At 49.9% G+C, this 26,114-nt stretch carries 21 protein-coding genes, 1 tRNA gene and 1 pseudogene; 6 read left to right on the forward strand and 17 right to left on the reverse strand.

Annotated features, from left to right (window positions below; all coding sequences use genetic code 11):
* The first annotated feature begins 36 nt into the window (after positions 1-36).
* Together FT726_RS16615 and FT726_RS16620 are read left to right on the forward strand one after the other, a co-directional pair.
* Positions 37-112: transfer RNA gene (locus FT726_RS16615), tRNA-Ile, on the forward strand.
* Positions 113-514: 402 nt separating this feature from the next.
* Positions 515-1,264: an alpha/beta hydrolase gene (locus FT726_RS16620; protein ID WP_346303089.1), complete on the forward strand. Its 750-nt coding sequence runs from the start codon at positions 515-517 to the stop codon at positions 1,262-1,264.
* A gap of 315 nt (positions 1,265-1,579) precedes the next feature.
* On the opposite strand, the gene FT726_RS16625 is transcribed toward FT726_RS16620, so the two are convergent.
* Entirely contained in the window at positions 1,580-2,056 is a 477-nt protein-coding gene (locus FT726_RS16625) for a hypothetical protein (protein WP_346303090.1), read from the reverse strand.
* A 976-nt stretch (positions 2,057-3,032) separates the two neighbouring features.
* Entirely contained in the window at positions 3,033-3,575 is a 543-nt protein-coding gene (locus FT726_RS16630; protein WP_346303091.1) for a TetR/AcrR family transcriptional regulator, read from the reverse strand.
* 106 nt (positions 3,576-3,681) lie between these two features.
* On the opposite strand from FT726_RS16630, the gene FT726_RS16635 reads away from it, so the two are divergent.
* The gene (locus FT726_RS16635) at positions 3,682-4,431 is read left to right on the forward strand and encodes an SDR family oxidoreductase (protein ID WP_346303092.1); all 750 of its coding nucleotides are present in this window, start codon (positions 3,682-3,684) and stop codon (positions 4,429-4,431) included.
* Between the two features lie 1,136 nt (positions 4,432-5,567).
* Here the strand turns inward: FT726_RS16635 and FT726_RS16640 are convergent.
* The 15 genes from FT726_RS16640 to FT726_RS16710 all read right to left on the reverse strand — a co-directional run bounded on the left by FT726_RS16640 (position 5,568) and on the right by FT726_RS16710 (position 21,829).
* A complete protein-coding gene (locus tag FT726_RS16640; protein WP_346303093.1) occupies positions 5,568-6,776 on the reverse strand; it encodes an MFS transporter in 1,209 nt (402 codons plus the stop codon).
* 379 nt (positions 6,777-7,155) lie between these two features.
* Positions 7,156-7,491 carry an AraC family transcriptional regulator gene (locus tag FT726_RS16645; protein ID WP_346303094.1) on the reverse strand — a complete coding sequence of 112 codons (336 nt, stop codon included), beginning with the start codon at positions 7,489-7,491 and terminating at the stop codon, positions 7,156-7,158.
* A 146-nt stretch (positions 7,492-7,637) separates the two neighbouring features.
* Entirely contained in the window at positions 7,638-10,016 is a 2,379-nt protein-coding gene (locus tag FT726_RS16650; protein ID WP_346303095.1) for a membrane-bound PQQ-dependent dehydrogenase, glucose/quinate/shikimate family, read from the reverse strand.
* A 461-nt stretch (positions 10,017-10,477) separates the two neighbouring features.
* On the reverse strand, positions 10,478-11,230 hold the full coding sequence (locus FT726_RS16655; protein WP_346303096.1) for an SDR family oxidoreductase: 753 nt from the start codon (positions 11,228-11,230) through the stop codon (positions 10,478-10,480).
* Between the two features lie 13 nt (positions 11,231-11,243).
* Positions 11,244-11,999 (reverse strand): SDR family NAD(P)-dependent oxidoreductase, encoded by a 756-nt coding sequence (locus FT726_RS16660; RefSeq protein WP_346303097.1) that lies wholly within the window; start codon positions 11,997-11,999, stop codon positions 11,244-11,246.
* A 115-nt stretch (positions 12,000-12,114) separates the two neighbouring features.
* Complete coding sequence (locus FT726_RS16665; RefSeq protein WP_346303098.1) at positions 12,115-12,828, reverse strand: GntR family transcriptional regulator; 714 nt, start codon at positions 12,826-12,828, stop codon at positions 12,115-12,117.
* Positions 12,829-12,874: 46 nt separating this feature from the next.
* Positions 12,875-13,900, reverse strand: coding sequence for a proline racemase family protein (locus FT726_RS16670; protein WP_346303099.1), 1,026 nt, complete (start codon positions 13,898-13,900; stop codon positions 12,875-12,877).
* Between the two features lie 11 nt (positions 13,901-13,911).
* Positions 13,912-15,393 (reverse strand): aldehyde dehydrogenase family protein, encoded by a 1,482-nt coding sequence (locus tag FT726_RS16675; protein WP_346303100.1) that lies wholly within the window; start codon positions 15,391-15,393, stop codon positions 13,912-13,914.
* Positions 15,390-16,655, reverse strand: a complete 1,266-nt coding sequence (locus FT726_RS16680) for an FAD-dependent oxidoreductase (RefSeq protein ID WP_346303101.1) — start codon at positions 16,653-16,655, stop codon at positions 15,390-15,392. The genes FT726_RS16675 and FT726_RS16680 overlap by 4 nt, the downstream gene beginning before the upstream one ends.
* Positions 16,656-16,719: 64 nt before the next feature.
* The gene (locus FT726_RS16685) at positions 16,720-17,601 is read right to left on the reverse strand and encodes a dihydrodipicolinate synthase family protein (protein WP_346303102.1); all 882 of its coding nucleotides are present in this window, start codon (positions 17,599-17,601) and stop codon (positions 16,720-16,722) included.
* A 22-nt stretch (positions 17,602-17,623) separates the two neighbouring features.
* A complete protein-coding gene (locus FT726_RS16690) occupies positions 17,624-18,289 on the reverse strand; it encodes an amino acid ABC transporter permease (protein WP_346303103.1) in 666 nt (221 codons plus the stop codon).
* Positions 18,290-18,299: 10 nt separating this feature from the next.
* On the reverse strand, positions 18,300-18,971 hold the full coding sequence (locus FT726_RS16695; protein ID WP_346303104.1) for an amino acid ABC transporter permease: 672 nt from the start codon (positions 18,969-18,971) through the stop codon (positions 18,300-18,302).
* 10 nt (positions 18,972-18,981) lie between these two features.
* Positions 18,982-19,818, reverse strand: coding sequence for an amino acid ABC transporter ATP-binding protein (locus FT726_RS16700; RefSeq protein WP_346303105.1), 837 nt, complete (start codon positions 19,816-19,818; stop codon positions 18,982-18,984).
* Between the two features lie 60 nt (positions 19,819-19,878).
* Positions 19,879-20,712 carry a transporter substrate-binding domain-containing protein gene (locus FT726_RS16705; protein WP_346303106.1) on the reverse strand — a complete coding sequence of 278 codons (834 nt, stop codon included), beginning with the start codon at positions 20,710-20,712 and terminating at the stop codon, positions 19,879-19,881.
* Between the two features lie 214 nt (positions 20,713-20,926).
* The gene (locus tag FT726_RS16710) at positions 20,927-21,829 is read right to left on the reverse strand and encodes a LysR family transcriptional regulator (protein WP_346303107.1); all 903 of its coding nucleotides are present in this window, start codon (positions 21,827-21,829) and stop codon (positions 20,927-20,929) included.
* A 100-nt stretch (positions 21,830-21,929) separates the two neighbouring features.
* Here FT726_RS16710 and FT726_RS16715 point away from each other — a divergent pair, with 100 nt between their 5' ends.
* The 3 genes and pseudogenes from FT726_RS16715 to FT726_RS16725 form a co-directional block, all read left to right on the forward strand.
* Complete coding sequence (locus FT726_RS16715) at positions 21,930-23,261, forward strand: aspartate aminotransferase family protein (RefSeq protein WP_346303108.1); 1,332 nt, start codon at positions 21,930-21,932, stop codon at positions 23,259-23,261.
* Between the two features lie 14 nt (positions 23,262-23,275).
* Entirely contained in the window at positions 23,276-24,772 is a 1,497-nt protein-coding gene (locus tag FT726_RS16720; RefSeq protein ID WP_346303109.1) for a CoA-acylating methylmalonate-semialdehyde dehydrogenase, read from the forward strand.
* A gap of 45 nt (positions 24,773-24,817) precedes the next feature.
* A pseudogene (locus FT726_RS16725) lies at positions 24,818-26,110 on the forward strand (D-amino acid dehydrogenase); the annotation flags it as partial.
* Positions 26,111-26,114 lie beyond the last annotated feature (4 nt).

Raw genomic sequence — 26,114 nt, forward strand, 5'->3', positions numbered from 1 at the left:
CGCCCCACCGAGATACTTTATAATCCCCGCTCCGCTGGCCCCTTAGCTCAGTGGTTAGAGCAGGCGACTCATAATCGCTTGGTCGCTGGTTCAAACCCAGCAGGGGCCACCAAATTATCAATAACTTACCTCAAATTTACCGCTAAGCTGGTTTTCCAGGATGCTTATAGGATACCGGCCTGAAGTAGAGCAAAGTAGTGCTTCACCCACCATATATTCAGTCAATTTTTGCTTTAAGCTAACTTCAACCTAAGGCTACTTAACGCTCAGGCCATCTTTGGCATAAAGCTGTTCAGCAAGCGCAATGTCCGCTTTGAGCGAAAAGCGGACATCCGTAGCTGTCATTACTCGTAAAGAATTTGCTTGCTTAGTCGTGTATTCATTAAAAGGGATCAGGTCTAAACACGACCATCAATGGTCAGTAAATAACAGAAACCTATACATCTGAGCCTTGTCTGCGGGCTTCAATGCAAAGATACTGACGTCTTTAAACTCAGCCAGTATTGACGACTCTATGGAATCTTTCTTTTCATCCACTGCAAATTGTCTCGTCCGCTGGCAGGATCTGCCCGGTAGCGGAACACCCCTGATATTTGTGCACGGACTAGGGTGTGCTTCTTCGTACGAATATCCACTTATCGCCACAGACCCTCGTTTAAATAAAAGACGTGCGATTCTTATAGATTTGCCAGGGTGTGGCTACAGTGAAAAACCTCGTGATTACAGCTATTCAATCACTGACCAGGCCAGTGTGGTGGCAGAGTTAGTAAGGTATTTAGGGCTGAATAAATGTTTTATTTACGGGCACAGTATGGGGGGGAGTATCAGTATTGAAGCGGCAGGCTTAATCACAAATCGCATGGAGGGACTTGTGGTATCTGAACCTAATTTTAGGCCCGGGGGCGGTTTTTTCAGTCGGCAGATATGCAGTCACAGTGAAGAAGAGTTCATAAACAAACACTGGAAACAAATGATTGAAAACGAATCAGGCCCCTGGGCGGGAAGCCTCGCTGTTGACGCCCCTTGGGCAGTCTGGCGAGGTGCTTCAAGTCTGATAGAAGGCGGTGACTGGCTTGAGCGATTTATTAAATTGCCAGTGCGTAAACAGCTGATCTTCGGTGAATGGTCGTTACCTGACGACGATGTCGATTATTTAGTCAAGTCAGGGATTTCAACGGTAATCCTTGATGATTGTGGGCATTGCATGTCATGGGAACAACCGGGTTATCTTTCTCTTGCACTGTCAAATTTTGTCGGTGAGTAGCAGTAAAATTCAGCACTCAATTGAGTTTCGCGGCTTGGTGCCCACCACCATACTCAGAACCGGGCGATAACGGAGGGCTGTTCATGGCACACAGCTGCCGGTCACGCAATGCGATGTTCCACCCTCAGCATCTGTGGCGATGGTCAAGTAAAATGCAAACGGGTAATCAAGTGAATGCAAATACCCAGCCAAAGAGCCTTCCTTAACTGTTTCTGGCGCCTCCATGCCGCTGACGCGGCATTCAGAGGCAGGCTGCGCACCGCTCGCCCCGGTATCAGATCCGATATCCTGCAAGTACAGGCTGCACTACAATGCTTATTTGAGATCGTGGCCAGCATGCACTGCTGCCTGCGGATTTTTGATAAGTTCCTCTGAGAATGTATGACGGAAAACGAAGAAGCAGAGTTTGCGCTGCTGATGGGTGCCGGAATAAATTAGTGCGTGGTGTGGTATCGCGATCAGGATTTCAGCCGGATGAACGAGGACGCGCGGGCGGAGCTGGAAAGTATCTTCAGCCCCGGCGACGAGTACGACGTCAGCGCAAGCCTGCAGATTAGCGTTAATATGATGATAATTGGTCAGCTGTGGGAGGACAGGCGCTTCATGGGCTTTGCCGCCCGGGCAGCCCGGACGTCCTGTTACGGAAAAAACATGGGGAAGCTTCCCGGAAAAATTGCCCTCAGGCAGCTGCTGGATGAAGTCAGTGAAGTGCTCAGAGAGCCCCGGTTTAATACGACTGAATAAACTAATTACATCCGGCGCCGTATGTTGCAGCACCGGATGACGGGGCATGACCAGAACCTCATCCCGGAACTGCGGCAATTTTAATCTGTACGAAATTTGTACTCATGCGCCCCCTCGATGGTAACCTGAGTTTCAGTCTTCTCAGGCAGCGGAATGCCCGCCCTGATACACATGTTTCACTGTAAGCATGCATTCGTTATCGGATACGACTTCAGCAGGAGTTCTGATGAGAATTAGTGAAGATGAAACTGACCAGGATATTTGCCACGATGCCTGAAGCTTGCCAGCGAGGGCGGAGAAATTAACCGTGAGCGGCTGGCCATCGAGCTGATGCGGCTGCTGGGTGGTTTAATTTTGCAAAGAGAAGAGTGACCCTCTTCTCTGATTTTACTATTGAGCAATTGCGCGGCGAACCGGATGAAGAGGCAGGATAAGGCTCCCCGCTAAATCACGCCCGTCAGTCTTGCCCTTCCCTTCCTGAACGGTCTCAATCACCCCTCTGTCCTGATGGTGAATGTTTCCCACCGTTCTTGCTGATCGGATGCCACTTAAACGCCCTTTGCGTCGGAGTTCGCCATTTTTGCCAAGGAAAACGTAGACGGCAATGTGCCTCCGATAATGATTCAGAGGATTTCGGGGCTTTTATCGAAAACGTGCCGGGTTGCTTAGTATTTATTGGCAATGGCATGGAGGAACAGGGCAGAGGTTATCTTCCACTTCATAATGCCGGATACGATTTCAATGACGACATTCTGGAAAATACTGCAAAATTCTTTGACGGGCTTGCCAGCCTTGGCCTCTCCTGAACGTAAGTTGCGGATGAGGGATAACTTCAAACCGTAAGATTTAACCCGGGCCGCATAAGGCCCCCCGGGTTAAATATCAACGCAGGCAGTAAATTATACGCGCAGCCTCATGACGGGCAGACTTCACGCCATGATCGCCTTATGAGCACTCAAATAAGCCCTGAACATCAACTCCAGTTGCCGCTTGGCTTCTACGCCGGCAGAGGGAGTTATAACCCTTATGCAAAATGCCGGGACCGCCCCAAAAAGTACGGCGGCCATCGTCTGAGCGATAATATAAGATTCACTGAAATGGCCATCACTGGCTGACGACAGTAGCTTCTCAATTGCCTGAACGCTTTTGTGTACGGCTTTATCCAGTAATCTGCCGGCATCCAAATCCACCGCAATGTAATAAAGAGCGGGGAAACCTCAGCATGCGCCATGATAGCCTCAAGGTAGGCGCCCACCACGACGGATGCAATGTCATCTGATCCCACATTCAGGTTTTCATAACAAGCCTTTTCAACAATGCTGGTTAGAGAGGCCAGATGTCGTTCCAGGAGGGCAAGTAGCAGGGACTGCTTGTTAGGGAAGTACTGATACAGAGTGCCCACGGAAACGCCCGCTCGCTCAGCAACCCGAGTGGTGTTCAGCCTGATTGGGCCTTCGTTCAGTAAAACCTGAATGGTTGCCTCAAATATTGCCGCTACAGTCTCAAGTGAGCGTTCCTGACGCGGCATTCTGCGGCGGTTGAGCGGTACTGATGAAAACCCGACCATAAGCGAATCCAAAACCTGAAGAATAGTTCATATAATAATGCTTCAGCGCCTTTCGCTCAATCTCCATCGTGAGCGAAAGGAAGAATGTAAATGTCCGGAGGTACATATGGGTAAGCTTGACGGAAAAGTCGCATTAATTACGGGTGGCAGTGACGGCATTGGACTGGCAACGGCTCAACTGTTTTGTCAGGAAGGTGCGACGGTGATAATTACTGGCCGGGATCAGGCTAGGCTGAATTCGGCAGCGGAGCATTCTGGAGGGAGGATTGATGCAGTGCGCAGTGATATCTCTGTTATGGCAGAGATAGAGCAGCTCTGTACCTATGTTAAATCCCGCTACGGCCGCGTTGATATCCTGTTTGCAAATGCTGGCGGGGGAAGACCAGGACTTTTTGTGCAGGTTACTGAAGATGACTTCGACTTAACGGTCAACACGAATTTTAAGGGCACATTTTTTACAGTACAGAAAATTCTGCCGCTGATGAGCCGGGGAAGTTCGGTGATTATGACTACGTCGACACTGAATAAGCAAGGTCGAGAGTACGTCAGTGTCTATTCGGGAACTAAAGCCGCCATACGCTCCTTAGCCCGGTCGCTGGCGGCTGAGTTATCAGATGCAGGTATTCGTGTTAATGCGCTTTCCCCGGGTTTGATTGACACTGATCAGGCCAGAAAAATCGGCATGAGTGAAGAAATGATCGAACAGTCAAATGCACACTTACACACTCTAATACCTATGCATCGAAGTGGCACTGCACATGAAATTGCCCGCGCTGCCCTTTTTCTTGCCTCTGATGACTCTTCATATATAACGGGTTCGGAGATCAGCGTTGATGGTGGGTGGGCTCAGGTGTAGTTTTCAGGGATGTGAAGATAATTAATTAAGGTTTAATGAATATTGTCCTGAATGGCTTACCGGCTCTGGATGATTATTCATTTTCGGCCCTTCACTTACACACTTAGTCTGTCGAAGGGCAGATTCAGTGTTATAAGGGGCATTTTTCAGCGTCAAACTGGATAACAGCTAAAACCGTGATGTTGACGGTAGTGGGGGCTGCCTTAACACTCAGTAAACACCTCCGGTGTCTGTATATCTCTGAGGAAGACCTCCGGCGACTGCACGTGAAAATGGATGATGCTGGCTTTATCTAGGGTAAACCATTCAACCCTGACCGAGGCCGCACTGTCGTTAAATTACAGGACAGACGCAGGTACACAGGTGCCATATCCAGAAATCGCGCTTAGGCAGGCCACAGCTCAGTTAGCGGCGGCAGTGTTTAAAGGAACTGGATGCCGGAGAACCCTTAATCAGAAAAATATGACTTTTTGTAAGAGTGTGCGGAGGCTCACGGCCGCAAAGTCAGAAAATGTCGAATGAGATGCCACCGATGAGTAAATATTTCTGGCTTTTTTTCGTACCCTTCGCTTTTTCTTTAAGTGCCAGTACTGTCGGAACAGAGGGCACCGGCGGTTATATAGTGAGACAGGGTGTAGACGGAGCTGTTGGTGGAAACGATTCAGATGGCGGCAGCGTGAGTACCAAATCTGGCATGCTGGGATGTCCGGGGGCCATAGTTCCGGATCGGGTGGGTAAATTTTATCTTACAGGTACAAAACGGGATTGTAATCCTGCCACGCAGGTTCCGAGGAAAAAACATCACCCACTGGTCCCGGCAGTTTGCTGTACACCACAAAGTTAAAAGATGTGGGGCCGGTGTCATATCTGAAACCTGAAATGGCTGAGCAAATAAGTGAGAGATCTTTCCATGAAGAAAGTCAGAAAAATGACTGATTTTATTTAGGATCAGAAGTTTATCTGCACCGTTTCGTGCCGGTTAAGCCACTTCAGGACAAATTTTTGTGTTTTGCGAATTCAGCTATACGGTTCTGTGACCGTTTATTTAAATCATAATCGCACGCCGCCAGCCCGATGTTCTTTCGTCCCGGCATTCATAAGAGTTTGAATCGCGGCTTTCACCGACTAGAGTAGGGTCAGTGCGTGCTCTGTCGCCCCCTCAGCAGACCTCGACGCCGGAACACTACTGCAACGGCCAACGCCAGCAAGGCGATTAAGAATATCAGCAGGCTGAGTCCCTGTTCACCGTTTTGACTCAGCATCAATCCGCCCAGTGCCCCTCCCAGCGAAAGAGAAAGATTATGAGCGGTGCTTAGAACCGACTGGGCAATGTCTGCATCTTCCCCGGAAGCCTCCGCGCTGGCAGCCGGCAGCAGTGCAGAGGCTCCGCCATATGAGCATCCCCATATCATGACAGCAAACGTAGCGACAAACAGCGAGTGGCTGCCCACCATAATTACCGCCGCCGCCAGTAAAAAAAGCCCCAGACAGATAATCGTCAGCCTCGGAAGATTTCTGTCAATAAATAATCCGATGATGAAAATGCCAAATACTGAAGACATACCAAAATTCATCAGCAGAATACCGGACTGGGCTTCCAGCCCAAGCGCTGCCAGTATCGGCAATATAAAGGTGTAAAGCGTATTATGGGCAGTCGCCCAGAGCAGATTGATGAGTAGTACTGCAAGCATTGCAGGATTTGTCAGGACGCCTGCAATGCGGCGGCCCGTTGAAAGCATCCGGTTCTGATGCATACTCACTTTCGGCATGAGCTTCAGCGTCAACGCCGCCATAAGCAAAGTCATCCCCGCAATGGCAACGAAAATGGCTTTCCAGCCGATCGTTTCAACCAGAAACGCCCCTACAGGAATCCCCAGAGCAAGAGCCAGTGGGACCCCCGCGTAGGCGATTGCCACCGCACGGCCTTTTTTTTCAGCCGAAACCATGCTGCGCGCATAACCCGACAGCGTGGCCCATAAAAGGCCGCCAGTGATGCCTGTAAGAAACCTTACTATCAGTATAATGTGATAATCGTCAGATAACGGCGTTATGACATTCAGCATTCCGCCAGCGATAAGGATAGTGAGCAAAAGACTGCGTCGCTCAATATTTCTGGTGGCAATGGATAGCGGTATGGCTGAAACAGCACAGCCGGCGGCATACATTGTAACGAACTGACCCGCCTGTGATGAAGTGATGCCAAGATCTGAGCTGATGTCGAAAAGCATTCCCGCCGGGATCGCCTCTGACAGCAGACTCAGAAAGCCTGCTGCGGCAAGAATAAGTAGCTTAGAAAGGCTTTTATCTTTAATTGCAACGTTCTGGCTGTCCTGCCTGATAAACATAAGAGAAAATCCCCCGAAAATTGATAGTTGAAACCATAGTGAAATAAGCTTGATCAGTTTGCAGCATGCTTACTGAAGATTGCAGAAAAATCGATCTTTTTAACGCTTCTCGCCTTCTGACCTCAGCATTTACCAGACTGAAACGGGGTTTATTTCCGGACACCTTATGATTAACAAGTACCACAGACTTTGTACCCATTCAGCCATGTGCTGTATTTAGTCCGAGATGGAATGCGCCAGTACTGGCTTATGATTTAACCCGCAGGTTTTCCTTATCAGAGAGGACGCGGATGAAATGAACTCTGAAATTGACCTCAGTCGGCAGCGTCTGTTCCTGCCAGAAGCGCTGAACGGTAAGCCTGCCCATCAGGTCAATGGTTCAGTCCATGGTCACCAGACGCGGTGGCTTGGAATATTTCCCAGCATAATTCCTTAAAAAAGAAACATATCTGGATGGAGGTAGCCCCATTGTGAACTTGAAAGCACGACAAAAACTTTGCTGTGATGAGTAACCATACTCATAAGCCACGTCGATTGCTTTTCTTCCCATAGAAATATCAAGCGCGGCATTCCCGAGCTTATTTTTTCTTACATATAAGGCAAGAGAAACCCCCGTAACACTTTTAAACATCCTTCTCAAGTGGCCTTCACTATATCCGGATAAGCTTGAAATATCATTTATTGACAATTCTCCCTTGAGGTCTTTTTCGATCATTTTAATGACACCTTCAACCACACCACTAAAATATTTACTGCAACTTAAAATCCTACCCATCTAATTCATATCCGCAGACAATGTTAAGATAAAAAGGCCAGGTTGTGTAACAACCTGGCCTTGAATTAATTAATCTCAATTAATCTTTATGGCAGAGCATAAGCAATAATATCATCGCCACGCTGTGGTGAGTGCGGTGAACCACCGGCAAAAATCACAACATACTGCTTGCCTGTTTTCTCAGAACGGTACGTAATCGGACCACTCTGACTTCCTACTGGTAAACGAGATTTCCAGATTTCTTCACCTGTGTGGCTGTTGTAAGCACGCAGATAGAAATCTTGAGTGCCGGCGAAGAACAGTAAACCAGAACGCGTGGCCAGTGATGGACCCAGGGTTGGCATACCAATTGGCAATTGCATACCGGTAGCGATGCCTAGTGGACCCGTGTCCTGCACTGTCCCAACAGGGATTTGCCATGCAATTTTACGCGTTTTCAAGTTTATCGCTGTCATCGTACCAAATGGCGGTGCCTGGCAAGGCACACCCAATGGTGACATCAGACGTTCACGCACAGTGCCGAATGGAAGGCCTTTCTGTACAATCCAACCCATACCTTCGCTGGTACCTTGTCCCGGTGGGATGTCTTTCGCAGCGACCATTTTGTAGTACAAGCCAAGACGCAAGTCATTCACGAACATCAGGTTAGTACTAGGGTCAACCGACACACCACCCCAGTTAATGCCACCAAGCGACCCCGGGTATTGAATAGCCGTATCAAGACCTGGAGGCGTAAAGATGCCCTCATAACGGCTTGATTTAAAGCGAATACGGCACATCAGCTGATCGAACGGTGTAGCACCCCACATGTCGGATTCTTTGAGCACTTCATTGCCAATATTAGGCATTGAAGAGTAAGGTTGCGTCGGTGAATAACGTTCACCCGGCAAATTACCCTGGGGAACCGGACGTTCTTCAATTGGCGCTACCGGCTTACCGGTACGGCGGTCAAGCAGGTATGTCATACCCGTCTTAGTTGATTCAGACAGAGCTGGGGTAACTGAACCGTCATCATTTTTGATGTCGTACAATAACGGTGTACCGGTAGCATCAAAGTCCCAGAGGTCATGATGAACCGTCTGGAAACTCCAGACCGGACGACCAGATGAAACATTCAGTGCCACAACTGACGAGCTGTACTTGTCATCTCCAGGCCTACGCTCACCACCAAAGAAGTCAGGTGTTGCGTTACCGGTTGGCAGGTAAACCATACCCAGATCGGCATCATATGACATGCCGACCCAGACATTTGGGGTCCCGCGTGTATAGCCTTCTGGTGAAAGTGGTTCACGTGTTACTTCCGGATTGCCTGGATCCCAGGCCCAAACTAATTTGCCGGTAACGGCATCAAACGCGCGAATTACGCCTGGCGGTTCATTAGTTTCGAAGTTATCGATGACACGACCACCGACGATAACAAGGTTGCCAGCAACTAATGGAGCAGAAGATTGCTGATAATAACCAGGTTTAACTTGACCCATTCCCACCTTGAGATCAACAACACCGTTGTCACCAAAATTCTTAGCTGGCTTACCTGTGTGGGAATCAATAGCAATGAGACGACCGTCACCGGTTGGGAAGAATAAACGCTGCGGGCTGACTGAAGTATCTAATGGTTGTCCGGGCTCAGCGACATTTTTTGCAGTGGTTGCGTCAAAGTAGCCAATACCACGGCAGCGTTGGTAGGTAGAGTTACCACGACCTGCAGTATAGCGCCACTTTTCCTTGCCGCTATCGATGTCGTATGAAATCAAAGAAGTGTACGCCGTGCAAACGAAAAGGCTATCTCCGACTTGCAGAGGTGTGTTCTGATCTTCAGCATCCCCTTTAGTCGGGTCAACGGGTTCACCCGTGTGTGAAGTCCAGGCAACTTTGAGGTCCTTAACGTTCTCAGGGGTAATGTCACTCAATGTTGAGAAACGTGAGCCTTTCGTATCCCCAGCCCATGCAGGCCAGTCTTTGCGTCCCGAGTTAGGTGCAATGTCATGTGCTTTATCACTGTTAGCCTGCACATCTTCATTACGAATGATGCCCTTAGGCTGAAATGCACTGATAAACGCTGCGATAACACCTACAGCCAGAACCGCACCTACTGCTACAGAGACCTGGCGAGTTTTACGTTCTGCAGTCAACAACGGAACGGTAAAGGCAATAAGCACGGCCCCCGCTGCTGGAGCGAATACACGTGAGAACAAAGGCCAGAATTGCAGACCTACATCCCAAAGTGACCACACCGTTGTAAAGACTAATACTAAGCCAAACATAGCCGCACCGGCCAGTCTGCGACGTACAATAAGAATACCGCTGAGCAGCAATAACACGCCTGCAATGATGAAATACCAGCTACCGCCCAACCACGCTAGCCAGCCTCCACCGCCAATAAAATAAATACCTGCAAGTGTGGTCACAATACCGACCAACAGCACCCACAGACGTCCGAGTTTCCCCGGATTATCAGTAGTCATAAATAGTTTCCCAATAAAAGTTATGATTTTTTAAAGACGAGTAATTACCTGACGGAATAAAAGTTATTCATCATTAATAAGATACTTTTCGAATCCTTCTCCGGGGTAAATCTTGCCTTAAATCGGAGGTCGGTCTATCGGCTTATCTAGTCGTGTAATTCATACCTTTTAAAAATTCATCGTAAGGGAATGCAAGCCAATTCCCCACAAAGATCATGCATACATTCATGTACACAAGATGTACGCGAAGGATAGAGCTCTCTCATTAACAAAGTCAATGAAGCCGATTTACATAACTTTAAATTGAAGACAAACACCAATCATTATGTGATCTTAGTCACAAAATTTTAGTTGCTCAGCGTTTTTAAATAAGTTTCTTAAAAGAATGTTTGCGGACTGTCAGTCTGGAAAGAATCAAGATCAGCCTCCTAGTGGGGGATTGAAGGCTGATAAATTTGTCATCAACGCACGTAATCAGCACCCGTGATATCTATCGTTGAACCGGTGGCATGGCGGCATTTACCGCTTGCCAGGAAAGCTATCATCGCAGCGACATCGGAAGGCGGGGTGACTTCACGAAGCGGTAATTCAGCAGTGACAGCGTCTTCACCTACACTGGCTATATGTTCCTCTGCCATCGCCGTACGAACCCATCCCGGTGCGACGGCATAAGCCAACACGTTCTGATGTCCGTACCCTCTTGCAATGCCTTTTGTCAGTGCCAATATGCCTCCTTTTGCGGCGCCATAGGCAAGGTGCTCAGGTCCATCTCCTCGGTGTGAAGAACGGCTGGCCATATTAATGATGATCCCTCCACCTTTCAGTGAATAATGCTGGATCGCCATCCGACATAAATCCGCTGGCGCTTTCAGGTTTACCTGAATATTAGACTGCCAGCCATCCTCCCAGGCCGCCGCATCTGTCAGAGGAGAGGCAACATAAATCCCCGCGTTGTTAATTAGCACGTCTAATCGATCGACGTGAAGCAGCGCTTTTCGCCACAATTCATCAGCGGCACCCACTTGGGATAAATCCTGTTGAATCAGTCCCAGCCGTTCAGGATAACGCTTAAGCATTTTTGCGGCGCTTTCTTCATCACGCCCATAGTGCCCGATGATGTTGGCACCTTCCTCATAAAGTGCTTTGATAATTTCACTACCGATGCCTTTAGTAGCACCGGTTACCAGAATATTTTTTCCTGCTAATGAGCTCATACCTTCTCCTTAATCATGCGACAGCCTGTGCCCCGGTAATCTCAATGAGAGATCCGCAGAGATATAGCGCCTCGTCAGAGGCAAGAAAAGCAATGGTGGCGGCTATTTCTTCAGGTTCACCTATTCGGCCAAATGGCACCAGCGCATTCAGATCATCCAATGAACGACCAGTGCGAGCAAGATTGGATTCAAGCATAGGGTTCCTCACTTCACCTGGGCATACAGCGTTAACACGTATCTTATCGGGTGCATAATCACGAGCGAGATTTTGGGTAAACGCAGCTACGGCGGCTTTTGAGGTGTTATAAGCAATATGACCGGGTGCCGGATAAAGACCCCACTGCGACGCTGTATTCACGATCGCTCCTCCCCCCTGCGCGATCATGTGCGGTAAAACAGCACGGCACATGTGAAACAGCGCATCCAGATTGACAGTAAAACTGGAGTGCCAGTCTTCATCGCTTAATTCAAGTAAAGCCCCTCTACGATTAATTCCCGCATTATTGATCAACACATCAATACGTTTTTCATCTCTTTTTAGGTCTTCAATAAACGCAAATATCTTCGTTGAATCAGCAAGATTCACAGTTCGCCACTGTGCCTTCCCCCCGGTTTGGTTAATATCCTTAGCCAAATTTGAGGCTAGCTCAGCATTAGAATCAATGACCCAAACCTGAGCCCCTTCTTTAGCAAATCGACGACAGATAGCTTCTCCTATCCCGCCAGCACCTCCCGTCACAATTACATTTTTACCATCGAAACGATTCATCCTTACTCCTGCTTAAGGTTAATTAACCACTTAATATTTTGGAAAAAGGCAATAGCAGTTTTTTGCCGGAATGACTTATTCCGGCATAAGAAAATAAAATTATTAACGTTGAAAACTAAAAGCTTAGTTCCATAGTTTTTAAAAGATTACGTTGCATGAAAGTCAGAAAGCGATTCTGGAACAACATCGTGTGCTCATGAGCCTTAGCATCGGCTAATTCAGCATCACCCGATTTAATCGCTTCGATCAGATCATCATGATCGCGCCCCAGTTTTGTCGGCGCATCCTGTCGCGTCATAAAATCAAACTGCAGATGCTGAATACGTTGCCCTTCAGACAGCAATTTATCGTAATACTTCGCCAGATAATTGTTTCGGGCGGCAGAGGCAATGGCCAGATGAAACTCTTTATTTCGCTCCGTCATAGCACTGAAATCACCCTTGTACACAGTCTCCATGTAACGCTCATTTGCGGCTTCAATATTGGCAATATCCTCCTCGCTGCGGTGCATCGCTGCCAGTCGGGTGACTGCACGCTGCACAATATCAAGCGCCGTGATGTAATTAGGAAACTCCTCAATTTCAAACGGAGTGACGATAGCAGTACGGTTGGGCAGGATGGTGACCAGCCCTTCACTGACCAGGCGAGCCATCGCGTCACGTACAGGAGATCGTGAAAGACCAAAAGTGGTCGCCAGTGAAATTTCATCCAGCTGTTCACCGTGTTTCAATTCCAGAGTCAGGATCTGACGACGTAATTCCTCATAGATGTAACGTCCACCATGACGACGGCCGGTCCCCTCTTCCTTCTCATTCTTTTTGCTCATCATTTGTTTCCTGGTTGAGGTTATAGGGCATGGTAACGGCGTTAGCCCATCAGGACAATGCCGGCCCCCAGGTATCACTTAGCATAAACCCTGCTGATAACGGGTCATCTGGGTCCACGCCCAGCTGCTGAATTCCATACACCCAGGCCCTGCCCGTCACTCGTGGCAGCACGGCAAGTTTGTCACCCACCTGCGTGCGACCACGTAACTCAACCCGGAATTCTCCATTGATGGTTGAACGCGAGGTAAGAACATCCCCGATTTCGAGCTCACCCCGGGCATCCAGCACGGATAAATTAGCGCTGCTACCGGTGCCGCATGGTGAGCGATCCACGCGCCCTGGCGGCAACGTTGTACAGGTGCGCCACGTTTTTCCGTCCACACGCTGGCGGAACATGACATAAGCAATTTCATTAATCTGAGGCAATAAGGGATGTTGAACCTCAACCTGCTGATTAATGTAGTGGCAGAAATCCACGCCATAGCTGGCAAGAGCCCGGGCATTATTTGGCTCAATGCTCATATTGATTTGCTCAACATCAATCAACGCATAGTAGACTCCGCCAAACGCAATATCGGCTTTGATAAGACCAAATCCCGGTATTTCAAACTCACAGTCCAGATGCTCAGCAAACGCCGGCACCATGTCCAGTGAGACGCTGACACAGCGACCGTCCGAGCAGGTGGCAACTGCGGTTACCAGCCCGGCTGGCGTATCAAGTACCACGGTTGTTTCAGGTTCCTGCATGGTGATCATTCCCGTTTCCAGCAGGGCAGTAACTACACAAATGCAGTTACTTCCCGACATCGGATGCGCTTTGTCAGCCTGAAGGACAATGAACCCCGCGTGCGCCCCCGGAACCGTAGGTGGCAGCAACAGATTGGCAGACATCTGCAAACAACCACGCGGCTCAAACATCACCAGCCTGCGCAAGCTGTCATCGACTTCATTGATGTAGTTCATCTTGTCTAGCATGGTCGCGCCGGGAATATCCAGCACACCTGAAGTAATAACCTTGCCAATTTCACCTTCGCAGTGAACATCTATCAGCTGTAACGTTTTTTTCCAGCGCATCGCGATTCTCTTTATTTTAGATACCAGCCCCAGGGCTCTTCACTGTCGAAACGGGTAATTTGTTTTGTTTCGAGGTAGTTATTAAGGCCCCATTCGCCCAGTTCACGTCCAATACCGCTCTGCTTATAACCGCCCCACGGCGCTTCAACAAATGTGGGTTGTGAACAGTTAATCCAGACTATTCCTGCACGAAGCTTACGCGCAACGCGATCTGCACGAGCCAGGTCAGCAGACATAACCGCCGCCGCTAAACCAAAGCGCGACCGATTAGCCGATGTAATCGCTTCCGCCTCATCTTCAAATGCACGCACACAGACTACCGGGCCGAAGATCTCCTCACGCCAGATAGCACTTTCTTCCGACATGTCAGTAAAGATGGCTGGCTGCAGATAGAAACCTTTGGTTTTCCCTTCAGGTCGTTTCCCACCGCTTAGCAGCGTGGCGCCCTCCTCTAGACCCTGTGCGATTGCGTGCTGCACTTTCTCATACTGTGCAGCATTAACCAGCGGTCCCAGCAGGACACCCTCCTCAAATCCGTTACCAATGGAAATTCTTTCCGCCTCAGCCACCAGCCTTTCCAGAAGAGCGGGATAGAGTTTACGCTGAACCAGCACGCGCGAAGTGGCAGAACAGACTTCACCCTTGTTCCAGAAAATGCCAAACAGGATCCACTCCACAGCTTTGGCGATATCGCTGTCTTCAAAAACAATAAAGGCTGACTTACCTCCCAGCTCAAGGCTGATGTTTTTGATATCCGTTGCGGCAACCTGCATAATTTTTCGCCCGGTTGGCACACTGCCGGTAAAGGCAAGCTTATCGACGTCCGGATGTTCGGTCAGCGGCGATCCCGCCTCTGCGCCAAAGCCGGTAATGACGTTCAGCACGCCGGGCGGCAGTTCAGCTTCACGTGCAATGTCTGCTAACTGCAAAGCCGTCAACGGAGTGACCTCAGAAGGCTTCAGCACCACCGTGCATCCGGCCGCGAGTGCCGGGGCGACTTTCCACGCGGCCATCAGCATGGGGAAATTCCAGGGGATGATGGCACCGCACACACCAACAGGCTCTTTACGGGCTACAGAGCTAAAGCGATCATCCGCCAGCGTGACGGCTTTCTCCTGGTCGTCATCCATTTGTTCAGCCAGGTCGGCATAGAAGTCAAAACAAAATGCGGTATCACCTATATCCCACAGGGCTTCAGGCAATGGCTTACCGTTATCCCGGACTTCCAGCTCTGCAAGTACCTGTTGTTTATCTCGTATCAGGCTGGCGATGCGGCGAAGATATTCAGCGCGTTTTTTACCGCTCAGCTCGGGCCAGCCGCTCTGATCAAAGGCGTTGCGTGCTGCCTGAACCGCCAGATAAACGTCCTCTTTCGTCGCAGCTGCAATCTGAGCGATTGCCACTTCGTTTGACGGGTCAACGGTATCAAAGCTGCCACCTTTGACGGGTGCAACCCACTCACCGTTGATAAACAGCTTATTAGTCGGGTTCATACGCGGTCTCCTTCCATAAATCGATAGGCACTGAATGGCGTTATATCCTGCGCGGTAGGACGTTTAGATGCCAGGTCAGCAATCAGCCGGCCAGTGGTCGCACCCAGTGTCAGGCCCAGCTGTCCATGGCCGAACGCCATCAATACGTTATTAAGGCGGCGTGAGCGGTCAATCACCGGTTTTGTATCAGGCAGGAAAGGACGATGACCCACACCCAACTCTCGATCCGTGACGTTAAGCTGCGGCAACAGATGGCGTGCCTTCTTCAGGATAATCTCTGCTCGCTCGAAATTGGGCTTCGCGTCGGCACCGGCGAATTCAATCGTTCCCCCAATCTGCAACCCACGCGTCATCGGCGTGAAGCAAAAGCCGCCGTCGGCATAGATGACAGAATGACGGAACTCGACATCTGGACTCGGCAATAACGCCTGATATCCCGAAATGCCGGTCAGTGGGACGCGAACACCCAACTGGGCAAAAAATCGGCGCGATCCTGTACCTGCAGCTATCACGACATGGTCAGCAGGAAGGCTGCGACCATCGCGGAGCCTTACTCCGTTCGCGGTCTCTCCCGATTCAAGTAAGGTATCCGCCTCAGCGTCAATACGCACTCCGCCCTGTCGGATAAATGTTTCAGTAAGTGCTGCGATAAACCCTTTAGTGTCACTCACTGCACACCAGTCTGGAAATAACACGCCATGTGCAAACTTACCGGCAAGGACAGGTTCGAGATCTGCTATCGCTGTGGCATCCAGCATTTCAGACTTGAAACCCAGCTCTTCCCTCAACTGCAGATGTGCTCTCTCATCAGCCAGCCCTCGGGCCGAGTCAAAAACTTCAATAACCGGACGCTGCCCGAGCAGTGTCTGATCGGGACACAGAGCCAGTAATGCAGCAAAGTCAGGATAAACTTCCCATGTCAGCGTAGCCATCTGATGCGCAATCGTACTTATCCGGCTGTGGCGGGCATTTGATACAAAACGCAGGAACCAGGGCAGAATCGCCGGAACCGCAGCAGGACGCAGGGCCAGTGGCCCGCTCTGATCCATTAGCCAGCCCGGAATACGCTTCAGAATTCCCGGTTTTGACAATGGTATCACTTCACTTACCGCCATCTGACCGCAGCTCCACTTCGCCGTACTGTCACCCGGCGCGGCAGGATCAATAAGCCAGACCTGATGTCCTTCCTTTCGCAGGTATAAGGCGCAACAGACGCCAACAATACCACCACCCACCACCACTGACTTTTGCTGATTTGACATAGTCATTGCCACTCAAATAAGTGGCTGGCAGAACGCATAGCTGCCAGCCAACATCGCCGATCGGTTAACCCTGAGAAGCTTCAAAGATTTTACGGAACTCAGTTTTCTCTTCCGCCGTTAAAGGCTGTAATGGCATACGCGCGTTGCCGGGCTTAAATCCGGCCAGCTCACAGCCGTACTTCACTTTCTGAATAAATTTGCCCTCTTCCATGCTGGCCATAACCGGGAAAAGAGAGCGCATAACATTCTGTGCACCCGTCAGATCGCCGCTACTGAACTTACGGTAGAAGTCGCAGATTTGATCCGGGAAACAGTTCGCCGGTCCGCAAATCCAGCTGCTCGCTCCCCATATGAAGAAATCAAACGCTACGTCATCGGAGCCACAAGAGAGCTGATAACTATCCTTGTAGGTATTGCCAATCTCAACCGCACGTAAAACACTGCCGCTGCTTTCTTTAATACCAATGACTCGAGGGTGATCTTTGAAAGCATCCAGTACGCTGAACCCAACTTCAACATTTGTGCGGACAGGATAGTTATACAGGACCAGATTAATGTCACTGAATTCGTTAAGGATCGCCTGATAATGGCTAATGAGTTCTTCCTGTGTGGGAAGTGCATAATAAGGTGGAGCAATCAGCAGATTGTTGTAGCCGGCATCCACCGTCTGCTTCACCTGCTCCAGTACTTCACGCGTGCAGGATCCATTGGCTCCGGCAATCAGCGTGCCGCGATCGCCCACCACGGTTTTTACGGTTTTCAGAACCTGGCGGCGCTCTTCGTTGGTCAGCGCATAATATTCGCCCGTCGAACCGAGAGGGACAAAGCCACTTACGCCCGCTTTCAGCTGATATTCCAGAATACCCGCCAGCTGATCATGGTCCACTGAACCTGCGTCATTAAACGGGGTAACCAGTGCAGGTAAAATACCTTTAAATTTCATCATTACTACTCCTGTGGGTCAGTTATTAAAGGGCATAACGTCGTAACAAACGCGACTCAACCACGCCAACCAGGCGTGTTAAAGGGAATGCCACAACGAAATAAATCACGGCGACCGCGCTCAGAAATTCCACCGGTCGCGCCGTACTGTTAGAGATGTTCTGACCTACAAACATCAGATCGGCCACCCCAACGGATGAAATCAGCGCGCTTTCTTTAAAGAGCGCAACCACGTTTGAAAGTAAGGTCGGAACTGCTCTCAGCAGCGCCTGAGGAAAAATGACGTAGAGAATTTTGGTCGCCGGGGTCAGGCTCAGTGCAACGCAGGCATCATGCTGTTCGCCTGCGATGGATTTAAGCGAGCCACGAAAAGTTTCGCTGGTGATTGCCGCCATATACATCACCAGAGAAAGTGTCACACATGCCCAGGGGGCTATATCGATGCGGAAAACGACCGGGAAACAGAAAAACACCCAGAACAACTGAATAAGAAGAGGTGTCCCGCGAAAGAACTCAACGTAGAGTGTGACAACCCAGCGCAGAGGTGCGACGGGCGAGAGCCGCAGCAGGCTGATGACGAAGCCCGCGATACTTCCCAGCACCGCACAGCTCAGCGTGAAAGCCAGCGTTATTCCCAGCCCCTGCAGCAGTACATGCCAGTATGAAAATACCTGTGAAAAATCAAGTGTCATGATAGGAGCCTCACCGCGCCGTTGCCGCGTCCTGACGACGCTCGATGTAGGAAACCAGCTGGGAAATCGGCAGAGAAAGCGCGAAGTAGATAAGCGCAATCAGCGAATAGGTTTCCAGCGGACGGTAACTTTCTGTCGCGATGTTCTTGCCTACATACATCAGATCGGAAATCGCAACAATCGCGACCAGGGCTGTCTGTTGCAGTATTGAGATACCATTTGTCATCAGAACGGGGAGTGCGCTGCGGATGGCCTGCGGCAATACCACGTAAACGGTTTGTTGATAGCCGCTCAGTCCCAGAGCTACGCCCGCATCGTGATGCTCACGCGGCACCGCCTGAACGCCAGCACGGTAAGCCTCAGCATTGAATGCGGCCAGATTTAATCCCAGCGCCAGGAATCCCATATAAATAGGATCAATAAACAGATTAAACATCATCGGGACGCAGTAATAGAACCAGACTATTTGCAGTAAAACCGGCGTGCAGCGGAAAAATTCAATAAATAATTTCGTCGGCCAGCGTATGATGGCGATTGAGCTCATGGCCATCACACAAAGAATAAACCCCAGCGTCAGCCCGAGAACATTTGCCATTAATGAAAGCTCAAGTGTTATTTTCAAACCATCCCACAGTGCATCAAAATTACCGTTGAGAAAGTGAAAATTGAATTGATAGTTCATCAGTCACCTCTTAATTAAGATGCAGTACTTTCTCGAGAAATTCACGCGTGCGGGTTTCCTGAGGACAGGTGAATAACATTTCGGGGTGTCCCTGCTCTACAACTTTTCCATTTGCACAGAAAATGACGCGCGAGGCGATATTGCGGGCAAAGTGCATATCGTGCGTCACAATTATCATGGCCATTTTCTGATCTGCGAGTTGCATCATTACATTCTGGACTTCGGTCACCATCTCGGGGTCGAGCGCTGACGTCACTTCATCAAAGAGCATCAGTTCAGGTTCAAGCATCAGAGCTCGGGCGATGGCAACACGCTGCTTCTGGCCGCCTGATAGCTGACTGGGATAGGCATGTAATTTACTCTCCAGACCAAACCGCGCCAGCAATGCATGGGCTTTATCCGTTGCGACTTTCTTGTCGACATGATGCACTTTTACGGGAGCCAGAATGAGATTCTGCAGAACAGAGAGATGGGGAAACAACGTGTAATGCTGAAATACCATCCCAATTTTCTTCTGGATATTATTATCGAGGATTTTGGCCTCTTTATGCTTATCTCCAACAATGTATTTTTTCTTCCGAAAACTGATATTACCGCTTTGAATTCCTTCAAGTCCCATTAACACACGCAGCAGAGAGCTTTTACCACTACCACTGGGACCAATAATCACGAGTCGATCGTCATTTTTCATACTGAGATCGAGATTATCCATCACCACCAATTCTCCGTACGCTTTACTCACGTTTTCCAGTTGAATTAATTCACCTTTATTAAATTCATTCAGAAATAACGGGCGAACTTCTTGTGGGCGCGTGGGGGCCGCCGCCAGATTGGTTGAGGCATTCATGGTTATTCCTCCGCTGCGTGCGGAATGCACACGGTTAATGAAATAAATGTATAAAGAGTTTTACTTTGTAGCGTTAGCCTGGAGCGAAGCCTGATTAACCAGTTGATCGATTTCGCCTGTCGCGCGGCGCTGAGTCAGATAGATATTGAGGACTTCCATATCCGCTTCTGAAACAGAACGCGGCAGACCGAATGACACGCCCTGTTTGGCGAGAGCCGGCACGGGCAAAATTTCCTTAGCCCAGTCAGGGTTTGCTAAGGCAAAGAGATGGTTTGTATCACTGGCATCAACCAGAACATCTGCGCGGCGCGCCATCAGGGCTAAACGACTTTCATCATTGCCTGGCATACGCATAATTTTGCCTTTTTTAATGGCTGCAGTAATCGCTTTGTCCTGCGACGTACCTGACATTACTGCGAAGGTGACGCCTTCTTTATCGTAATCCGACAGTTTTGTGCCCAATCCTTCCACCTTTGGGTTTTGCTTGTTAACCAGGAAAGAAATCTGGTAATCCTGAGCTGGAGCCGAGAAACTAATAGCCAGCGCGCGTTCAGGCGTCTGGTTCAGACCCATTGCCATATCCCATTTATCACTCTGTAATCCGGCCACAAGCGTGTCCCAACTCGCATCAACAAACTGGACTTTGACTTTCAACACGTTCTGACCGAAATCCCGGCAAAGTTCTGCGAAGTAGCCGCTGTACTGCTGCGTTTTAGGATCGCGCATTACATAAGGTGCTGCGGGTGCTGCGCCACAGCGCAAAACTCCTTTTTGCTGAATGGCCTGCCAGAAATTGTCGGCGGCAGAGGCTGGCATAACTGAGCTGAACAGCGCACCGCCCAGAGCCAGACAACAGGAAAGCTTTTTAATAGCTGATAAACGAACACTGACCATAATGACCTCGTCCAAACGTGGATGTTGCGAACAGGAGCAGGTGGATGTGTCACTTTTTCATTCAGTGTGTGCAATTATGTATGCAGTGACAACTTGGAGAATAGAAGCATGAAATTAACAAAGTCAACTAATACGGTTTACTTATGATCAAACTTTGACCCCGATCGTTGCTTTAGCGTGATCGGGGTCAAAAAAGCATTTTTAGGCGGTGTTGTTAAAGGTCGAGAGAATGAATAAATTTTTCGAGAATAGCGTTTGAACGTCTGCCAGAACGCGTAACGATAGCAATTTTGCTACTGAAGTGAAGGCGGTCAGGCGCAATGGCGCGCATCATTTTTTTATCAACCCACTGCGCCGCATAGTGGTCTGGCAGAAAACCAATGAATCGGCCGGTAAGGATGAGAAAGGCAATCCCTTCGCGATCGGAAGCGGTCGCCGTACAATTCAGCATCTGATGCATCCCAATACCTTCTGCGGTCATGCGAAAGCTAGGGGCTATAGCATCACATTGTTCAAAATCAGAATCACTGGCGTCATTGCTATGTTTGAAAAGTGGGTGTTTTTCACTGCAATAAAGCATTGATTTTTCATCATAAAGCTGGATATATTTTAGTCCAGAAATGGGTGATGTTAAGGGAAGTGCTCCTACATGAAGGCGCCCATCCATCAATCCGCGTTCAATTTCTGCAGCAGTCATCATGCTGATATTCAGGCGTATATCCGGTCCATTCGCACGCAATTCATCCAGCGCATGGGTTATTTTCATTCGCGGTTGCGTAACCAGATTATTGATGATGCCAATATTAAATTCGCCACGCAGTTGCTTGTGCATCTGGTTAACTTGTTGACGAAAATTTTCTACTGCCGCCATCATACTGTCACTATGACGAAGAATTTCCCGCCCTTCATCCGTCAATGCAAATCCGGCCCGGCCGCGCTGGCACAGGCGCATCCCTAAACGTTTTTCCAGATCGCTCATGTTAAGGCTGATAGCTGAAGGAGTGATCCCCAAAAGACTTTCTGCGGCTGAAAAGCTCCCGCATTCACTCACAATTTTAAAAATACGCAGTAATTTCAGATCAAAATCGGTGACCTGCGCCAGAGATTTGGCTTTCATTTAGATGAGCATTCCTGAAAGTAAGATTGAGTTTATATGGATTTAACTTATCCATTACTTAATTGCAAACTCATATCACACCTGTCTGGAGGAACTGATCATGTCTGAGGTCTTTAATACCAAGTCTCTTAATCTGCAGGCACACTGGATGCCTTTCAGTGCAAACCGGAATTTCCATCGCGACCCGCGCTTTATAGTTGCTGCACAGGGTCGGCTTCTGACAGACGATAAAGGGCGTCAGATTTTTGACAGTCTGTCTGGACTGTGGACCTGCGGGGCGGGCCACACGCGCGCTAAAATTCAGGATGCCGTAGCGAAACAGCTCGGCACGCTGGATTATTCCCCCGGCTTCCAGTATGGCCACCCTCTGTCATTCCAGTTAGCTGACAAAATTGCCCAGCATATGCCAGGCGATCTTAATCATGTTTTCTTTACCGGTTCAGGATCTGAATCTGCAGACACGGCTGTGAAAATGGCACGTGCTTACTGGCGAGCTAAAGGGCAGCCCACTAAAACCAAATTCATTGGTCGTGCACGTGGCTACCACGGTGTAAATATTGCCGGTACCAGCCTCGGCGGCATTGGTGGTAACCGTAAGATGTTTGGCCAGTTTATGGATGTTGATCACATTCCTCACACGCTACAGGCAGACCTGCCCTTTACGCAGGGCCAGGCTGAAACCGGCGGTGTGGCACTGGCCAATGAGATGCTGAAGCTCATCGAACTGCATGATGCATCAAACATTGCCGCGCTGATTGTCGAACCGCTATCGGGTTCGGCAGGCGCCATTATCCCTCCTCAGGGCTATTTACAGCGCCTGCGTGAAATCTGCACACAGCACGACATCCTGCTAATTTTCGACGAAGTCATTACCGGCTTTGGCCGTATGGGGCGCTGGAGCGGGGCTGAATACTTTGGCGTTACGCCAGATATGCTCAATTTTGCCAAGCAGATTACTAATGGTGCGATTCCTTTAGGTGGCGTGGTGGCCAGCAGTGAAATTTACAACACCTTCATGTCGCAGCCACTTCCGGATCACGCCGTGGAATTTGCCCATGGTTATACCTACTCTGCCCATCCTGTGGCCTGTGCGGCTGCTCTGGCCACGCTTGATTTGCTGGAGAGTGAGGCACTGATTGCGCAATCGGCCGAGCTGGCTCCTCATTTTGAGCGAACACTACACGCCTTAAAAGGCTGCCCGAACGTTATTGATATCCGCAACTGCGGGCTTGTCGGCGCGATTCAGCTTGCCCCGCGGGATGCCGACGCCACCATCCGCCCTTTTGACGTGGGAATGGCACTGTGGAAAGCCGGTTTCTACGTGCGCTTTGGCGGCGATACGCTCCAGTTTGGCCCGATGTTCAATACACAGCCCGCAGAACTGGATCGTCTTTTTGACGCCGTCGGCGAAGCCCTGCATCACATCAACTGATTAAGGTAAACACCATGACTATTGTCACCCACATGATCAACGGTGAAATGCGCAAGCCTGATGGCCGCACTGCGAGCGTATTCAATCCTTCCACAGGCGAAGCCATTCGTCAGGTTGAGCTGGCCAGTACTGCGACGGTTCAGGAGGCCATTGCAGCAGCAAAAGCGGCGCTGCCCGCATGGCGCAACTTACCGCCAGCTAAACGCGCTCAGGTTCTCTTCCGTTTCAAACAATTGCTTGAAGCGAATGAGGCAGACATCGTTCAGCTCATCAGTGAAGAGCACGGTAAAACATTGGAAGATGCGGCCGGAGAACTGAAACGAGGTATTGAAAACGTCGAGTATGCCAGCGCTGCCCCGGAACTTCTTAAGGGTGAGTACAGCCGCAATGCAGGACCTGATATCGATTCCTGGAGCGACTTCCATGCGGTAGGTGTTGTGGCAGGTATCACGCCGTTTAACTTCCCTGCCATGGTGCCGCTTTGGATGTATCCTCTGGCCATTGCCTGCGGCAACACTTTTGTTCTCAAACCTTCAGAGCGCGATCCCAGTTCAACGCTGCTTATAGCCTCTTTATTTCAGCAGGCCGGTTTGCCCGCCGGTGTATTGAATGTGGTCAACGGTGACAAGGAAGCTGTTGATGCACTTATTGACAGTCCCGACGTAAAAGCTATCAGCTTCGTCGGCTCAACACCGATTGCTGAATACATCTATAGCGAAGGAACCCGTCGAGGTAAGCGTGTGCAGGCACTGGGCGGTGCCAAAAACCATGCTGTTGTCATGCCAGATGCCGACCTGGATAACGCAGTCAGTGCTCTGATGGGCGCTGCTTACGGTTCCTGCGGTGAACGTTGCATGGCGATTTCTGTGGCAGTATGCGTAGGTGATGCCACTGCAGATGCACTCATCGCAAAACTCACGCCGAAAATTAGCGCATTGAAAATAGGAGCCGGCACCGAATGCGGTCTTGATATGGGCCCGCTGGTGACTGCTGCCCACAAAAATAAAGTTGCCGGGTATATCGATGATGGCGTGGCATCGGGTGCCAAACTGATGATTGACGGGCGTGGTTTAGAAGTTGCAGGGCATGAGAGCGGCTATTTTATCGGCGGATGCCTGTTCGATCACGTCACGCCAGACATGCGTATCTATAAAGAAGAAATATTCGGCCCGGTCCTGTGCGTGGTTCGTGTCAGTAATCTTAATGAAGCCATCTCGCTTATCAATGAACACGAGTACGGAAACGGTACCTGCATCTTCACCCGGGACGGAGAATCAGCGCGTCACTTTGGAAATGAGATTGAAGTCGGCATGGTGGGCATTAATGTCCCTCTCCCTGTACCGGTCGCATTCCACAGCTTTGGTGGATGGAAGCGTTCGCTGTTTGGTGATCTGCACGCTTACGGTCCGGACGGCGTTCGCTTCTATACCCGCCGCAAGACCATCACTCAGCGCTGGCCGAAACAAAAAGTGCAGGAAGCCGCGCAGTTTGCTTTTCCAAGCAACCAGTAATTCTCCTGCGGTCTTGCATCAGACCGCTTCGCTTCAGGAGTTAGCCAGATGAAAGTTTTAATTTTAGGTAGTGGCGTGGTCGGTGTGACCAGCGCCTGGTACCTCGCTCAGGCCGGGCATGAAGTCACTGTCGTTGATCGCCAGCATTCGGCTGCTGAAGAAACCAGTGCCGGAAATGCCGGTCAGATTTCTCCAGGCTATGCCACACCCTGGGCTGCCCCCGGCATTCCGCTCAAAGCCATAAAGTGGATGTTTCAGAAACATGCTCCACTGGCGATACGGCCAGACGGGTCTCTGACGCAACTGAAGTGGATGTGGCAGATGCTGAAGCATTGTAATGAGGACCATTACGCCAGCAATAAAGCACGCATGGTTCGTATAGCAGAATACAGTCGTGATTGCCTGCGACAACTCAGGCAGGATACCGGCATTTATTATCATGAACGCCAGGGTGGGACGCTGCAGCTCTTTCGCAGCGAAGCGCAGTTTGCTCACGCTTCGCAGGATATTGCTATTTTGAAGGAAGCCGGCGTTCCTTATGAGCTACTTGAATCTCATCAGCTTTCGTCAGCAGAACCCGCGCTCAGCGCAGTAGCGCATAAGCTAACTGGCGGGCTGCGGCTGCCCAACGATGAAACCGGCGACTGCCAGATGTTTACTAAAAAACTTGCGCTGATGGCTGAGAAAGCCGGGGTTACCTTCATCTTTAATCGCAGCGTAGATCGGCTGATAGACGATGGCGAGCGCATTACGGGCGTTCAGTGCGGAAATGAAGTGTTGACCGCCGACAGATACGTTGTGGCTTTCGGTTCTTATTCCACACAATTGCTGAAAGGGCTGGTGTCAATACCTGTCTACCCGCTCAAAGGTTACTCGCTCACCCTGCCCATCACCGATGCAAATAGTGCGCCTGCATCAACCATTCTTGATGAAACTTATAAAGTGGCGGTCACGCGGTTTGAGGATCGAATCCGTGTGGGGGGTATGGCAGAGATCGTTGGATTCAATACCCAGCTCAAGGACGCTCGCCGTCGAACTCTCGAGATGGTGGTAAACGACTTGTATCCGAACGGCGGTGACCTTGCACGGGCCACATTCTGGACGGGATTGCGTCCTATGACCCCGGATGGCACACCGATAGTTGGTGCAACGAAATACAAAAATTTATACCTGAACACGGGTCACGGAACGCTTGGCTGGACTATGGCCTGTGGCTCAGGTCAGCTGATTGCCGATTTGATCTCCGGCAAAACTCCGGCAATCCCCTATTCCGATCTCTCTGTGGCTCGTTATTACGGAGTTAAAGAACAGCTTTTTAACGATACCGTTACAGGCTAAGGAG

The organism is Pantoea sp. Morm (assembly GCF_016643525.1).
Lineage (GTDB): Bacteria > Pseudomonadota > Gammaproteobacteria > Enterobacterales > Enterobacteriaceae > Pantoea > Pantoea dispersa.

What these genes read in the sequence shown, in the direction of transcription:
- FT726_RS16680 (WP_346303101.1), bottom strand. Translation starts at nt 16,655, where the DNA reads ATGTCAAATCAGCAAAAGTCAGTGGTGGTGGGTGGTGGTATTGTTGGC.
- FT726_RS16655 (WP_346303096.1), bottom strand. Translation starts at nt 11,230, where the DNA reads ATGAGCTCATTAGCAGGAAAAAATATTCTGGTAACCGGTGCTACTAAA.
- FT726_RS16640 (WP_346303093.1), bottom strand. Translation starts at nt 6,776, where the DNA reads ATGTTTATCAGGCAGGACAGCCAGAACGTTGCAATTAAAGATAAAAGC.
- FT726_RS16720 (WP_346303109.1), top strand. Translation starts at nt 23,276, where the DNA reads ATGACTATTGTCACCCACATGATCAACGGTGAAATGCGCAAGCCTGAT.
- FT726_RS16695 (WP_346303104.1), bottom strand. Translation starts at nt 18,971, where the DNA reads ATGAACTATCAATTCAATTTTCACTTTCTCAACGGTAATTTTGATGCA.
- FT726_RS16625 (WP_346303090.1), bottom strand. Translation starts at nt 2,056, where the DNA reads ATGCCCCGTCATCCGGTGCTGCAACATACGGCGCCGGATGTAATTAGT.
- FT726_RS16685 (WP_346303102.1), bottom strand. Translation starts at nt 17,601, where the DNA reads ATGATGAAATTTAAAGGTATTTTACCTGCACTGGTTACCCCGTTTAAT.
- FT726_RS16700 (WP_346303105.1), bottom strand. Translation starts at nt 19,818, where the DNA reads ATGAATGCCTCAACCAATCTGGCGGCGGCCCCCACGCGCCCACAAGAA.
- FT726_RS16620 (WP_346303089.1), top strand. Translation starts at nt 515, where the DNA reads ATGGAATCTTTCTTTTCATCCACTGCAAATTGTCTCGTCCGCTGGCAG.
- FT726_RS16705 (WP_346303106.1), bottom strand. Translation starts at nt 20,712, where the DNA reads ATGGTCAGTGTTCGTTTATCAGCTATTAAAAAGCTTTCCTGTTGTCTG.
- FT726_RS16650 (WP_346303095.1), bottom strand. Translation starts at nt 10,016, where the DNA reads ATGACTACTGATAATCCGGGGAAACTCGGACGTCTGTGGGTGCTGTTG.
- FT726_RS16710 (WP_346303107.1), bottom strand. Translation starts at nt 21,829, where the DNA reads ATGAAAGCCAAATCTCTGGCGCAGGTCACCGATTTTGATCTGAAATTA.
- FT726_RS16660 (WP_346303097.1), bottom strand. Translation starts at nt 11,999, where the DNA reads ATGAATCGTTTCGATGGTAAAAATGTAATTGTGACGGGAGGTGCTGGC.
- FT726_RS16645 (WP_346303094.1), bottom strand. Translation starts at nt 7,491, where the DNA reads ATGATCGAAAAAGACCTCAAGGGAGAATTGTCAATAAATGATATTTCA.
- FT726_RS16665 (WP_346303098.1), bottom strand. Translation starts at nt 12,828, where the DNA reads ATGATGAGCAAAAAGAATGAGAAGGAAGAGGGGACCGGCCGTCGTCAT.
- FT726_RS16635 (WP_346303092.1), top strand. Translation starts at nt 3,682, where the DNA reads ATGGGTAAGCTTGACGGAAAAGTCGCATTAATTACGGGTGGCAGTGAC.
- FT726_RS16670 (WP_346303099.1), bottom strand. Translation starts at nt 13,900, where the DNA reads ATGCGCTGGAAAAAAACGTTACAGCTGATAGATGTTCACTGCGAAGGT.
- FT726_RS16630 (WP_346303091.1), bottom strand. Translation starts at nt 3,575, where the DNA reads ATGGTCGGGTTTTCATCAGTACCGCTCAACCGCCGCAGAATGCCGCGT.
- FT726_RS16690 (WP_346303103.1), bottom strand. Translation starts at nt 18,289, where the DNA reads ATGACACTTGATTTTTCACAGGTATTTTCATACTGGCATGTACTGCTG.
- FT726_RS16675 (WP_346303100.1), bottom strand. Translation starts at nt 15,393, where the DNA reads ATGAACCCGACTAATAAGCTGTTTATCAACGGTGAGTGGGTTGCACCC.
- FT726_RS16715 (WP_346303108.1), top strand. Translation starts at nt 21,930, where the DNA reads ATGTCTGAGGTCTTTAATACCAAGTCTCTTAATCTGCAGGCACACTGG.